The organism is Lacinutrix gracilariae (assembly GCF_042684485.1).
Classification (GTDB): domain Bacteria; phylum Bacteroidota; class Bacteroidia; order Flavobacteriales; family Flavobacteriaceae; genus Oceanihabitans; species Oceanihabitans gracilariae.
The window spans coordinates 161,677-176,032 of the sequence record NZ_JBHULM010000001.1; the positions used below are offsets into that span (position 1 = coordinate 161,677).

General features: G+C 30.4%; 13 protein-coding genes. 10 read left to right on the forward strand and 3 right to left on the reverse strand.

Going from position 1 to position 14,356, the window contains the following annotated elements:
• The first annotated feature begins 5 nt into the window (after positions 1-5).
• From ACFSSB_RS00700 to ACFSSB_RS00710, 3 genes are all read left to right on the forward strand, one after another.
• Positions 6-1,763: a serine hydrolase gene (locus tag ACFSSB_RS00700; protein ID WP_379899923.1), complete on the forward strand. Its 1,758-nt coding sequence runs from the start codon at positions 6-8 to the stop codon at positions 1,761-1,763.
• Between the two features lie 240 nt (positions 1,764-2,003).
• Entirely contained in the window at positions 2,004-4,403 is a 2,400-nt protein-coding gene (locus ACFSSB_RS00705) for a TonB-dependent siderophore receptor (RefSeq protein ID WP_379899925.1), read from the forward strand.
• Positions 4,404-4,501: 98 nt separating this feature from the next.
• Positions 4,502-5,623, forward strand: a complete 1,122-nt coding sequence (locus ACFSSB_RS00710; protein WP_379899927.1) for a PepSY-associated TM helix domain-containing protein — start codon at positions 4,502-4,504, stop codon at positions 5,621-5,623.
• Between the two features lie 17 nt (positions 5,624-5,640).
• Here ACFSSB_RS00710 and ACFSSB_RS00715 read toward each other — a convergent pair whose 3' ends face one another.
• Both ACFSSB_RS00715 and ACFSSB_RS00720 read right to left on the reverse strand, forming a co-directional pair.
• Positions 5,641-6,213, reverse strand: coding sequence for a GNAT family N-acetyltransferase (locus ACFSSB_RS00715; protein ID WP_379899929.1), 573 nt, complete (start codon positions 6,211-6,213; stop codon positions 5,641-5,643).
• Positions 6,214-6,849, reverse strand: a complete 636-nt coding sequence (locus ACFSSB_RS00720) for an alpha/beta hydrolase (RefSeq protein WP_379899931.1) — start codon at positions 6,847-6,849, stop codon at positions 6,214-6,216. It abuts the gene before it with no gap.
• Positions 6,850-6,890: 41 nt separating this feature from the next.
• On the opposite strand from ACFSSB_RS00720, the gene ACFSSB_RS00725 reads away from it, so the two are divergent.
• The 5 genes from ACFSSB_RS00725 to ACFSSB_RS00745 all read left to right on the forward strand — a co-directional run bounded on the left by ACFSSB_RS00725 (position 6,891) and on the right by ACFSSB_RS00745 (position 11,783).
• Entirely contained in the window at positions 6,891-7,316 is a 426-nt protein-coding gene (locus tag ACFSSB_RS00725; protein WP_379899933.1) for a PaaI family thioesterase, read from the forward strand.
• Positions 7,316-8,434 carry a chorismate-binding protein gene (locus ACFSSB_RS00730; protein WP_379899935.1) on the forward strand — a complete coding sequence of 373 codons (1,119 nt, stop codon included), beginning with the start codon at positions 7,316-7,318 and terminating at the stop codon, positions 8,432-8,434. The genes ACFSSB_RS00725 and ACFSSB_RS00730 overlap by 1 nt, the downstream gene beginning before the upstream one ends.
• A gap of 177 nt (positions 8,435-8,611) precedes the next feature.
• Positions 8,612-10,372, forward strand: coding sequence for a 2-succinyl-5-enolpyruvyl-6-hydroxy-3-cyclohexene-1-carboxylate synthase (gene menD / locus ACFSSB_RS00735; protein WP_379899937.1), 1,761 nt, complete (start codon positions 8,612-8,614; stop codon positions 10,370-10,372).
• A 125-nt stretch (positions 10,373-10,497) separates the two neighbouring features.
• Positions 10,498-10,839: a DUF2853 family protein gene (locus ACFSSB_RS00740; protein ID WP_379899939.1), complete on the forward strand. Its 342-nt coding sequence runs from the start codon at positions 10,498-10,500 to the stop codon at positions 10,837-10,839.
• 113 nt (positions 10,840-10,952) lie between these two features.
• A complete protein-coding gene (locus ACFSSB_RS00745) occupies positions 10,953-11,783 on the forward strand; it encodes a CvfB family protein (RefSeq protein ID WP_379899941.1) in 831 nt (276 codons plus the stop codon).
• Positions 11,784-11,861: 78 nt separating this feature from the next.
• Here the strand turns inward: ACFSSB_RS00745 and ACFSSB_RS00750 are convergent, their stop codons facing one another.
• The gene (locus ACFSSB_RS00750) at positions 11,862-12,335 is read right to left on the reverse strand and encodes a hypothetical protein (protein ID WP_379899943.1); all 474 of its coding nucleotides are present in this window, start codon (positions 12,333-12,335) and stop codon (positions 11,862-11,864) included.
• A gap of 267 nt (positions 12,336-12,602) precedes the next feature.
• On the opposite strand from ACFSSB_RS00750, the gene ACFSSB_RS00755 reads away from it, so the two are divergent.
• Together ACFSSB_RS00755 and ACFSSB_RS00760 are read left to right on the forward strand one after the other, a co-directional pair.
• Positions 12,603-13,442, forward strand: coding sequence for a 1,4-dihydroxy-2-naphthoyl-CoA synthase (locus ACFSSB_RS00755; protein ID WP_379899944.1), 840 nt, complete (start codon positions 12,603-12,605; stop codon positions 13,440-13,442).
• Between the two features lie 3 nt (positions 13,443-13,445).
• Entirely contained in the window at positions 13,446-14,348 is a 903-nt protein-coding gene (locus ACFSSB_RS00760; RefSeq protein WP_379899945.1) for a 1,4-dihydroxy-2-naphthoate polyprenyltransferase, read from the forward strand.
• Positions 14,349-14,356: the final 8 nt, after the last annotated feature.

The following is a 14,356-nucleotide window of genomic DNA, read 5'->3' on the forward strand; positions in this document are numbered from 1 at the left end:
AACTTATGAAACAGCAAATCAAATTTCATTTCAGTAAAACCAATGCAATTCTCTTATTCGCATTATTATTTTTTTTTAACCTTAGTTTTAGTCAAGTAAAAGAAGCACAAATCACCAAATTAATTAATACCTATACAGCATACAATTATTTTAATGGTTCTGTTTTAATTGCCGAAAACGGTAAAGTTCTTTATAAAAAAGGCTTTGGTTATGCCAATATGGAATGGAATATTCCTAATGCAGCAAATACCAAGCACAGGTTAGGTTCTATTACCAAACAATTTACAGGAATGCTAATTCTTCAATTAGCAGAAGCAGGTAAAATAGACTTGCAGGCTCCAATAAGTACTTACCTACCAGAATATCCAAAAGAAACAGGAGATATTATTACAACACATCATTTATTAACGCATACTTCCGGAATACCTAATTACACTTCTTTTCCAAACTTTTTTAAAGATAAAAGCAGAAATCCATACACACCAACAGAGTTTATTAAAGAATTTTCTACAATGGAATTAGAGTTTACTCCTGGAGAAAAATTTAGCTATAGTAATTCTGGCTATTTTCTGTTAGGTGTTTTAATCGAAAAAATTTCAGGAAAAAGCTACGAGCAAATGTTGCATGAAAAAATATTCACTCCTTTAAATATGAAAGATTCTGGGTATGACCATCATGAAACTATTTTAAAAAACAGAGCTACTGGCTATGAGCAACAAGCAGGAGATTTTAAAAATGCTGCGTATCTAGATCTGTCTATTCCTTATGCAGCAGGATCTTTATATGCTACAGTAGAAGATTTATACCTTTGGGATCAAGCCTTATATACCAATACATTAGTTTCTAAAGAATTTATGGATCTATATTTTGGTAAGCATATTACAACAGGAAATAGTCATTATGGTTATGGCTGGTCTATAGGAAACTCCAGTATTGGGGATTCTAATACTAAAATAGAAACCATGAGTCATGGTGGCGGAATTAATGGTTTTAACACCTTAATAAGTAGAGCTCCAAAAGATAAGTCTCTAATTGTATTATTAAACAATACAGGAGGAGCACCTCTTAACGAAATGACCAAAGCTATTCGTGGTATTTTGTATAACAAAGCTTATAGTTTTCCTAAGCAATCTGTAGCAACTGCTTTGTATAAAGAAATAGAAGCTAACGGAATAGAATCAGGAATAACCTATTTTAATACCATTAAAACGTCTAGCGATTATACATTAAGAGAAAGAGAAATGAATGCTATTGGTTATAAATTATTGCAAACAGAAAAAGTAGATGAAGCTGTAAGCGTTTTTAAACTTATTGTAGATGCTTTCCCTACATCTTCTAATGCATATGATAGTTATGCCGAAGCATTAATGATTCAAGGAAACAACGAACAAGCAATTGTAAACTATCAAAAATCTGTAGAAATAAACCCAAATAACCAAAACGGAATTACTAATTTAAAAAAGCTAGGTGCAGATGTTTCTAATTTGGTTAAAGAAGTTGTAGTAGCAGATGAAATTTTACAAAGCTATGTTGGTAAATACCAATTAATGCCAGATTTTATAATTGAAGTTTTTAAAGAAGGAAACCAACTTAAAACACAAGCAACAGGACAACCGGTTTTTCTCATTTTTCCAAAATCAGATAACGTATTTTATTTAAAAGTTGTAGAAGCGCAATTAACCTTTAATACCAATGCAGTAGGAGAGGTAGAAAGTGTAACCCTTTTACAAGGAGGAAGAGAAATAACAGGAAATAAAATATAAAACAATTAGGCTTATTTATACTAAAAACCCTTGATGCTATTCAAGGGTTTTTGTTTTTGATGCAGTAATATTTAGCTATTGCTATTAAATATCTACTTGTAATTTTACCTAAAAGCCTCTGTAATAAAAATGTAATCCATCTTTTTAAAAATTTTATTTAGAATTGTTATAAATAGTTTGGTCGTTTTGTAATACATATATATTTTTGCGCTTATTTAAAAATAGTCTAAATAAGAATTAATGAAAAGTATTATACCATTTTTAGCTTTTTTCTTGCTAACAAGCGTAGCGTTTTCACAAAACGCAAGCATATCTGGAACAGTTACAGATAATAACCAAACACCTTTATTAGGAGTTAATGTGTTACTAAAAAACACTTCTAAAGGATCACAAACCGATGAAAACGGAAAGTTTGAAATTAATAAACTTCAAAATGGAGATTATGTAATTTCTATATCTTACTTAGGGTTTAAAACCAAAGAAGTACAAGCAACAATAACTAACAACCAAACTTTAGAACTAGGAAATATTACCCTTTTTGAAGGGAATGAAATTTTAGGAGAAGTTGTTTTAGAAGGTAATCGTAGAAATAAATTCTCAAGAAAGAGAACAGCTTATGTTTCTAAAATGCCTTTAAAAAACATTGAAAACTCTCAGGTATATAATACTATTACTAATCAATTAATGATTTCACAATCGGTGAATACCTTTGAAGATGCATTAAAAAATGCTTCAGGTATTAGTAAATTATGGTCTTCTACAGGAAGAAGTGGTGATGGAGCAGGATATTATTCTAGTAGAGGTTTTTCGGTACAACCACAATTAGTTAATGGTGTTGCTGGTATTACTAACGGATTTATAAATCCTTCAAACGTAGAAAGAGTAGAAGTTATTAAAGGTCCTTCTGGTACTTTATTTGGTAGTACAGTTACATCTTATGGTGGATTAATAAATATTATTACTAAAAAGCCATACAATACAACAGGTGGTGAAATTTTAGTTTCTGGCGGAACTAATGATTTTGCAAAATTAAATGTAGATGTAAATGTTGCTGCTAATGATAAGTTTTCATTACGATTAAATGGAGGTTTTCAACAAGAAGATAGTTTTCAAGATGCTGGTTTTAAAAAATCGGTATTTATAGCTCCATCTATTTCCTATAAATTAAACAATAACCTAACGTTTAATTTCTCTTATGAAGCTTCTGCTAATGAGCAAACCAATGAAACATTTCTATTCTTAAATAGATATGGACCATTAGCTTTTGACTCTATTGAAGATTTAAACTATGATACCAACTTATCTTTTACAAATGATGATGTAACTATAGATAATGTAACGCAAAACTATCGTGGTGAAGTGGCTTGGAAAATTTCAGATAACTGGTCTTCTCAAACACTTATTGCTGGTGGTTTAGCTAAGTCTTTAGGTTTTTATACGTATTTATGGAATGCTGCAGATTATTCAGATCCTAATGCTCCTGTAGGAACAGAAAATTTTAGCCTATATGCACAAGATACAAATGCTAGAACCAAAACGGTTAACCTACAACAAAATTTTACAGGTACCTTTAAAATTGCAGGATTAGAAAATAAATTATTAGTTGGTTTTGATTACTTAGACTCTAAAATTATAGACAATAGCTCTAATTGGGGATATTTACATACTATAAACTTAAATGGAGATTTAATTTATGGTGAGCCAGAAATTAATGCAGACAATTTAAATGCTGCGCTTTCTGGTTTAGGTTTTGTTGATAGTGATGTGCGTCAAAATGTACTTGGTGCTTATGTTTCTGATGTTATTAAAATATTACCTTCTTTATCTGTAATGGGAAGTGTGCGTTATGATAGATTTGACTACCAAGGTGATAGAAATACCAACACAGATGATGATACAGAATATACTGAGTCTACTTTTTCTCCAAAATTTGGTGTTGTTTACCAACCCATTTTAGATAAGGTTTCTGTATTTGCTAATTACCAAAATGGTTTCTCTTATGTTAATCCGCAATACATCACAGACTTTACAACAGGAGATGTGTCTTTACAGTCTTATGATGTAGAACAAGCAAACCAATTTGAATTTGGTGTAAAAACAAATTTATTAGACAGTAAACTAGAAACTACATTAAGTTTTTATAATATAAATGTAGATAACAAGTACTACTGGGCAACACAAACACAAGATGTAGAAGTTAATAGTAAAGGTGTAGAATTAGAAGTAAATGCAAACCTAATTGAAGGTTTAAATATTCATACTGGTTTTAGTTATAATGATTCTGAAATTACAAATTCTCCTTCTGCAACCTTTTTAGAAGGTAACAGATATGGTGAATCAGGACCAGAATTTACTTATAACTTTTGGGCAGATTATAAGTTCTTAGGAAACTTTGGTGTAGGAGCTGGTTTTAATGGTCAATCAGAGTATGATACTATGGTAGATTACAAAGCAGTAACAGGAAGTTTTTATATTCCTTCTTATACTATTTTTAATGCATCTGCTTATTATGATACAGATAGATTTAGAATAGGAGTTAAAGCAAATAATCTAACAGATGAAACGTATTATTCTGGTTGGAGTACAGTAACACCACAACAAACAAGAACGTTTTTAGGTACTTTTAGTTATAAGTTTTAAAAAGCACGTTATCTATAAATATAGTATATAATTATCCTGTCTGGAATGTAAAATTAGTTATGGTTTTATGTTCTAGACAGTATTTATTTTAAAAAATAATGAGGAAAAAAATTCTAGTATTGCATAAAATTCTTGGTCTAACCACAGGAATTGTTGTTTTTGTTGTAGCAATAACAGGTTGTTGTTGGGCTTTTAGAGATGAAATTGAAAGTCTGTATGATGATTATAAAACAGTAACACCACAAGAAACTGCTATTCTTACACCAACGGAAGCCAGAGAAATAGCTCAAACCGTTTTTCCTGATAATTCTATTCATGGTACATTATTTAAAAACTCTAATGATGCTGCAGTAGAAGTTATTTTTTATGATGCAGAACCAGAATTTTACCAAAGTGTATTTTTAAATCCGTATTCAGGAGAGATAATTCAAGTAGACAATCATATGTCTGGTTTCTTTGCCTTTATTTTAAAAGGACACATGCGTATGTGGTTGCCAAAAAGTATTGGTGAACAGGTAGTACGTATTTCTATTTTAATTTTTCTTTTTATTATTATTTCTGGTATTGTTTTATGGTGGCCTAAAAAGAGAAAAAATTTAAAACAACGCGTTACTTTTGATTGGAAATCTACCACACGATGGAAACGTAAAAACTTCGATTTACATACTGTTATAGGCTTTTATATTTGTTGGTTAGCTTTAATAATAGCTTTTACAGGATCTGTTATTTCTTACGATTGGTTAAAATATGTAGTATATGTATCTACAGGAGGAGACAAAGTGCCTGCTTTTATTATTCCTGAAAATGTAAGCGAAACTCCAAAAGATGCTTATGCTGTATTACCAATGGATAATTTAATCACGAAGTTAAAAAAAGAAGCTCCTCATGCAGAAAGTTACGAGTTACATTATCCTGAAAGTGATAGCACGAGTGTTTATGTAGAGATTTCTAACACCAAAGGACTTTATTATGATTCTGATTATCGTTTTTTTGATCAGAATACTTTAGAAGAAATAGAAACACCTGCAATTTTTGGTAAATACAAAGATGCCAAATTTGCAGATAAAGTTTTACGAATGAATTATGACATTCATATTGGTGCTATTGGTGGTATTGTTGGTAAAATAATTGCTTTTTTAGTGAGTTTAATTGTAGCAACATTACCTATAACAGGTGTGCTATTATGGTATGGTAGAAATTATAAAAAGAAAAAGGCTTAATCTAAATAGTACATTATTTAAAAACCATTAAAAATAGTTTTCTTTATTTCTGGCCATTCTTCTTTTAAAATACCATAATAACAAGTGTTTCGTTTAAAGCCATCACGCATACGTGTGTCTTTACGTAAAAGACCTTCAAAAGTACCTCCAATTTTTTCTATGGCTTTTCTAGATCTTAAATTACGTTCGTCTACTTTAAATGCTACTTTGTCAAATTGTAATGTTTCAAAAGCATATTGTAGCATTAAGAATTTTACTTGTGTATTTAATCCAGAACCTTGAAAATCTTTGCTAATCCATGTCCAACCAATGTATAGTACTTTATTTTTATGGTTTATTAATCCAAATCGTGTGCAGCCTGCATATGCTTGTTTTTTCTTATTGTAAATAAGAAACGGAATTGCTGTTTTGTGGTAGTAAGCATCAACAGCAAGTTGTACATATTCTTTTAATTTTTCAGGAGGCGAAATAGCGCTAGGCGAGTAGTATATTAAATCCTTTTCTTCTGCAATTGCAGCTAAATGTTTGTAGTTACTCAGGTCTAAGAGCGAAAGTTTTACATATTCGTTTTCAAGATGAGGTATTTGCATTTATACTAATTTATTTATTAATACTACGTTTACTACATGCTTCCCTTTAAAAGGAATAATATGTAAGTGCTCTTTAAATAATTCTTTAGCTCTATTGGTTTCGTAAGCAATGCGTTCGTCGTTTAAATATTCGTCTTCTGTACCATAAATCATAGTTACTTTTGCCTTTAAAAAGCTAAAGTCTTCTGGTTTTAATTCTTTAGGTATACTTCCAGAATGCAATATTAATTGTGCGCAAGAAAGCTTTCGTCTTGCAACAAATCGCGTAGCCACACTAACCCCTTGTGAGTATCCTAAAACAATAAGGTTTATGTTTTCAGGTAAGGCTTCGGCAGCTAAAACAGCGTCAAAATTACGCATTACATTTTCGGTTTCTGTTGCTGTATTTTCTTTGGTTAGCCAACTTGCTCCAACATGCTTAAATTTTGGTGTACTATAATATTTGCTCTGTGCTTGTGGAGCAATAATATAGTTTTCGTCTTTGTTTAATCCTTCAAAATACCTTAAAAAATACCTGCTTAAATAACCCATTCCGTGACATACAAACCAAACATTTTTGGTTTTGTCGCTTAATGTGTTTAAAGTAGCATAACTGTTGGTAGTTGTGTATGAAATTTCTTTTTCTTCTAAATTCATTTTGTACTTTTACAATCCGACAATAAAAATACATTATTTATATGCAATTAACTAAAGAAAGCGTTTTAGCACAAGCAAATAAGGCTAGTAAAAATACCTTAATGGAAACGTTAAATATTGAAATGGTAGATTATGGCGAAGATTTTTTAGTTGCCAGAATGCCTGTAGATTCTAGAGTATATCAGCCAGACGGAGTTTTGCATGGTGGTGCAACTGCAGCTTTAGCAGAAAGTGTTGGTAGTTTTGCATCGCATATTTTTATAGATACCGAAAATAAATTTGTTCGTGGTTTAGAAATTACTGCAAACCATTTAAAAAGTGTTACCGAAGGTTTTGTGTATGCAAAAGCTACTTTTTTACACAAAGGTAGAACCACACAATTACTAGATATTAGAATTACTGATGATCATGATAATTTAATTTCTATTTGTAAATTATCTACTATTTCATTGCCTAAAAAGAAGTAATGCATTCTACCCATTTTTTTGAAAAAATACAACAGCACTTTAATAGGGCATTGCCATTTGTGGTGTACAGAAAACCAAATAGGCTAGAGGTACATGCTATGCTTCAAAAGGATGAAAAACTACATGTTATAGAGGATTACTCAGAAAGCGGATTTGTTTTTTCGCCTTTTGATGCCAAAGAACAAGCGGTTTATCTTCCTGTAGCTAATTCAGAAATGATTAGCAGTGATTTTATTTTTACAGATGAAGAAGAAAAATCTGCTGCTGAAAATAGTGCTACACCAAAAGAAAAAGAAGCGCATATCCAATTGGTTCAAAAAGGAATAGATGCCATACATAATAAAGCGTTACAAAAAGTAGTGCTATCTAGATGTGAAGCACAAGCGCTTTCGGAAGAAAATCCTTTAAAAATTTTTAAACATTTATTACAAAAATATGCCACAGCATTTGTGTACTGTTGGTATCATCCACAAGTAGGTTTGTGGTTAGGTGCCACACCAGAAACCTTGTTAAAAGTACAAGCCAATAGGTTTAGTACTATGGCTTTGGCAGGAACGCAAATATACACAGGAACCAAAGATGTGGTTTGGCAAGACAAAGAAAAAGAAGAGCAACAAATAGTAACAGACTTTGTGGTAAATAGCCTGCAATTTACTGCAAATAGCATAAATGTGTCTAAAGTAGAAACCGTTAGAGCAGGAAGTTTATTGCATCTTAAAACGGCAATTTCTGGAACTTTAAAGAAAGAAGATGCTACTTTTAAAGAGGTGCTTTCTAGCTTGCATCCAACTCCTGCTGTTTGCGGATTTCCTAAAGAAAACGCGAAACAGTTTATAATAAACAATGAAAACTATAAAAGAGGTTTTTATGCAGGTTTTTTGGGCGAGTTAAATATAAAAGAAACAAAATCTAGAAATACAAACAGACGTAATGTAGAAAACAACGCTTATGCATCTGTAAAAACGGTTTCAAATTTGTTTGTAAACTTACGCTGTATGCAACTTAAAAATAAACAAGCTTTAATTTATGTTGGTGGCGGAATTACAAAAGATTCTATTGCTGAAAACGAATGGCAAGAAACCGTTAATAAAACACAAACCATTAAGGCTGTTTTGTAAATGCGCACAAAAAGTGGAGTAATTGCTAATTAGGTATTTCCGAAATATTTTCTTTTTAATAAAAGCTTAGCTTATATATAAATTGCCAAATACGTTCGTGTATTACTAGCAAAAACTTACCTTTGTATATACTTTTTTTTAATTTTAAAAAGACTCCCATTTTCATGGGAAGCGAGCATGAAATACCCAAAAATTCCGTTAGCACAAACCGTAATACAGCTATGTAAAGCAAAGCATATTAAACATATTGTAATTTCTCCTGGTAGTAGGAGTGCGCCTTTAACTATAGGCTTTACACATGATGCTTATTTTACTTGTTACAGTGTTGTAGATGAGCGTTGTGCTGCTTTTTTTGCTTTAGGTATTGCCCAACAAATACAAAAACCAGTTGCAGTAGTTTGTTCTTCTGGTAGTGCTTTATTAAACTATTATCCTGCCATTGCAGAAGCTTTTTATAGCAATATACCATTAGTAGTTTTATCTGCAGATAGACCTAAGCATTTAATAGGTATTGGTGACGGACAAACCATTAACCAAGAAAATGTCTTTGAAAATCATATCTTATATTCTGCAAACTTAAAGCAGGATATTAATGCAGATAGTAGCGTGCTAGCACATGAAGATTCTCCAATTTTTAAGAATCTAGAAACTAAAATAGAAAAGCTTTTAGGACTACAACAAAATATTCAATCGCAAAACGAAGCAGCAATTAATTCTGCTTTAAATGTTGCCATGCATAAAAATGGTCCTGTTCATATCAATATTCCGTTTAATGAGCCTTTATATGAAACCGTTACAGAATTATCTGTAAATGTTAAAGTAGAAGATGTAAAGGTAAAACCTAATAAATTAGAAGATTATCAACTTTCTAATTTGGTTTCTAATTGGTATGATGCTAAAAAAAAGCTAATTCTTGTTGGTGTGAATACTCCAAATAGTATAGAGCAAAAATGGTTAGATGAATTGGCAAAAGACGAAAGTGTTATTGTTTTTACAGAAACGACTTCTAATTTGCATCATCCGCAATTTTTTAGCAGTATAGATAAAATAATAGCACCTTTAACTACAGAAGAATTTAAGGCCTTACAGCCTGATATTTTATTGACTTTTGGAGGATTAATAGTGTCTAAAAAAATTAAAGCTTTTTTACGTTCGTATAAACCAAAACAACATTGGCATATTGGTACAGAAAAAGCTAATGATACTTTTTTATGTTTAAAAGAGCATATTAAAATTTCTCCAAATCAGTTTTTTACACAGTTTTTACAAGAAGTAAAACATTTTACAAAAAGCGATTATCAAGCATATTGGACCAACATTAAAAAAACTAGAAAAAAGAAACATACAGCATATTTAGAAAGCTTAGCGTTTTCAGACTTAAAAGCGTTTCAAGCTATTTTAAAATCTATTCCAGAACATGCTATTTTACAATTAAGTAATAGCTCTACTATACGATATGCGCAGCTGTTTAATATTAATAAAACACTATCTGTTTTTTGTAATAGAGGTACTAGTGGTATTGATGGTAGTACAAGTACAGCTGTTGGTTGTGCTGTTGCTAACACAGCGCAAACGGTATTTATTACAGGAGATTTAAGCTTCTTTTATGATAGTAATGCGCTTTGGAATAATTACATACCTAACCATTTTAGAATTATTGTAATTAACAATCAAGGAGGAGGTATTTTTAGAATTCTTCCTGGAGATAAAAACACTGAAAATTTTGATACTTATTTTGAAACAAAACACCAATTATCTGTAAAACACTTGAGTGCTATGTATGGTTTTGAGTATTTAAAAGCATCTAATAACGAAACGCTAAACGAAGCATTACAGTCCTTTTATTTAGCGTCTAATACTCCTAAAATATTAGAAGTGTTTACACCAAGAACTAGCAATGATACTACTTTGTTAGATTATTTTAAAGCATTAAAGTAGTTGGTCGGAAATTGTTAACTTTTTATCGTTAAAAAAAAGTATTTAGTTACTATTTTATAGGTGTACTGTACTTAAATTCTTATCTTTAAGTAACTTTAAAAACATTAACTAAAAAAATAATAAAAATGAGTAAAAGAGACGATTTAATTGTAAAATATGCAGCAGATTTAAAAGATAAAATTGGTGTTACACCAGATATGGATTTATTAACTAAAGTTACTATTGGTTGTGGTCCATCTATTTATAACGCAGATGCAGCAACAGTTTCAGGATCTGACGCCTCAGAATTAGCAACAGTTAAAAATAATTTTTTAATTAAAAAATTAGGTTTAGAAGATAGCGAAGAATTAGATAAAGCTATAGATACTGTAATAGAAAAATACGGTAAATCTAATAGAAATAAATACAGAGCAGTGGTATACTATTTATTAACACAGCACTTTAAAAAAGAGTCTGTTTACAAATAGAATATTTACTAAATATTTAGAAGCGCTACCAAAAAGTAGCGCTTTTTTACTTTCTACTAATTTCATAATTAAAAAAAAGCACTTTTAATTTTTAATATTCTTACTTTTGCAGCATGATACAAATAGGAAAATACAACACACTTACTATAATACGTGAAACAGAACCAGGATTATTCTTGAGTGATGATGATGATAATGAAGTTTTATTACCAAATAGATATGTGCCAGAAGCATTTAAAATTTGGGATAAGTTAGAAGTGTTTGTTTATTTAGATAATCAAGAACGTTTAGTAGCAGTTACTGACAAACCATATATACAACGTGGTGAATTTGCTTTATTACGCTGTAATGAAGTAACTAATCATGGTGCTTTTTTAGATTGGGGAATGGTAAAAGAACTATTTTGTCCTTTTAAAGAGCAAGCCTTTAAAATGAAAAAAGGAAGTTGGTACTTGGTGTATTGTTATCTGGATGAAGAAAGTAATAGACTAGTTGCATCTAGTAAAACAAATCAGTTTTTAGACAATAGTAAATTAACAGTTTCTGAGTTTGATGAGGTGGACTTAATTGCTTCGCATCCTAGTGATATTGGATGGAATGTAATAATAAATAAAGAACATGCTGGTTTAATTTATACAGATAATATTTTTCAAGATATAAGTGTAGGTGATAAATTAAAAGGTATCGTTAAAAAAATACGACCAGGAAATAAAATAGATATTATTTTAGGGCAAGTAGGTTATAGAAATATAGAACCAAATGCAGATAAAATAATGAACCACTTGCAAGATAATAGTGGGTTTTTAAATCTAACCGATAAATCAAAACCTGAAGATATTAAAGAAGTGCTGCAAATGAGTAAAAAAAGCTTTAAAAAAGCTGTAGGTACGCTATACAAGCAAAAACTTATAGCAATAAAAGAAGACGGGATTTACTTGTTGTAAAACCTGTTTTAGATTAAAAAGTAAGTAGGTAGATTTGGGAAGCTAAGTAAGCTAAAATTAGATAGAATGAATGTTTTTTTAGGATGTTCTATCTATGATTAGGGGCTTAATACACTTGCTATTAATTGTATTAGGTAATTTTTCTTTATCTATATTTAATATGCTGTTTATAGCACTATCTAAGTTTTTAAAACATTCGGTTTTACACTTAATAAATGATTTTTCTAGTTTAGCATTTAAATATGCTAATTCATTATAATACACAAAAGAAACACTTTTTAACTGATTGGCATTTTTGTTTTTATAAAAATGAAGCCAATAGGTTGGTGAAACAGAATAATTATTAACTCTATTAGATATTGCATGTAAATCGGCATGTGGTCCGTAATAATTGTAAACTAATTCTCCTAATTCTTTAGAGCAGTTTATATCAAAAACAACACCTTCATTTATTTCTGTTACAAAAAACCTATCACAACAATATACTTTGCCAAAACTTGTTGTATAAGCGTTTTTTATTAATAGACTGTATTTGGTATTAGATAATTTCATTAATTAAGTTGAATTACTTCACAAAATTAGATGCTGTGATTATTATTTTTAATTAGGAATAAGCACTTAAACTAAATACACGATGAAACGTACAATATAATCGATGAAATACATGATAAATGTAAGAAAATACGCTTTTTAATAATTTCGAATGATTTTTAATGTGTTGTATTTCAGCTTTTTAATAGTAAAATTTATGTTTTAGCCACTTTTTAAGTTGTAGTAGTGTTAAAAAAAAATAGTATTTTTACTCTCCAAAAAAAAAATATGAGTCAATTAAACTGGGTAACAGCCAAAGAATACGAAGACATTACCTATAAAAAATGTAATGGAGTTGCAAGAATTGCTTTTAACAGGCCAAATGTAAGAAATGCATTTAGACCAAAAACAACAAAAGAATTATATGATGCATTTTACGATGCAGGAGAAGATACTAGTATAGGTGTTGTTTTATTATCTGCCGAAGGTCCATCAACAAAAGATGGTATCTGGAGTTTTTGTTCTGGTGGAGATCAAAAAGCAAGAGGTCACCAAGGTTATGTTGGTGATGATGGTTACCACAGATTAAATATTCTAGAAGTGCAACGTTTAATTCGCTTTATGCCAAAAGCAGTAATTGCAGTTGTTCCTGGTTGGGCAGTTGGAGGAGGACATAGTTTACATGTGGTTTGTGATTTAACTTTAGCAAGTAAAGAGCATGCTATTTTTAAACAAACAGATGCAGATGTTACTAGTTTTGATGGTGGCTATGGTTCTGCCTATTTAGCCAAAATGGTTGGACAGAAAAAAGCACGTGAAATCTTTTTCTTAGGAAGAAATTATTCTGCACAAGAAGCTTATGAGATGGGAATGGTAAATGCTGTTATTCCTCATGAAGAGTTAGAAGAAACTGCATACAATTGGGCTCAAGAAATATTAGAAAAATCACCTACCTCTATTAAAATGTTAAAATTTGCAATGAATTTAACAGACGATGGTATGGTTGGTCAACAAGTATTTGCTGGTGAGGCTACTCGTTTAGCATATATGACAGATGAAGCCAAAGAAGGTCGTGATGCTTTTTTAGAAAAGCGTAAGCCTAACTTTCCTAAAAAGTGGATACCATAATTTATGAGTACTTTTTCATATTGGGTAGAAGCTGCAAGGTTACGAACTTTACCGCTTTCTTTATCCGGAATTATAGTTGCTTCGGCATTAGCAGCTTATAATGACGTTTTTAATTGGTCTATTTTTATATTGGCTATTTGTACTACCATAAGTTTTCAAATATTATCAAATTTTGCTAATGATTATGGTGATGGTGTAAAAGGAACAGATAACGAAGATAGAATAGGTCCTGAACGTGCGTTACAAAGCGGAAAAATTACTGAGAAAGCAATGCTAAAGGGGATTAAAATTAATATTGTTATATCTATTATTTTATCTTTTGGGTTAATTGTTGCTGCTTTTGGTTCTAGTCACTTACTATATACATTGGTTTTTTTTATTTTAGGTTTAGCTTCTATTTATGCAGCAATGAAATATACTATGGGAAGCAATGCGTATGGCTATAGAGGTTTAGGAGACGTTTTTGTTTTTCTGTTTTTTGGCTTACTAAGTGTAATAGGAGGTTATTTTCTATATAGTAAACAAATAGATAGTATTACTTTCTTACCAGCTTGCACCTTAGGCTTTTTAAGCACTGCAGTATTAAATCTTAATAATATGAGAGATATTGCATCAGATAAAAAAGCAAATAAAAATACTTTGGTGGTTAAATTAGGAAGTGTAAAAGCTAAAAAATACCATTACTTTTTAATTCTTTCTGCAATGGTATTGTCATTGCTTTTTGTGGTTTTATACTACAACTCGATTTTTAATTTAATATTTCTTATAGCTTTTGTTCCTTTATTTATTCACTTAAAAAAAGTACAAAACAATACAGAGCCTGTTCACTTAGATCCAGAACTTAAAAAAGTAGCACTTAGTACCTTTTTATTAGCAATACTTTTTGCTATAGGATACATCTTGTAATCTGTTTC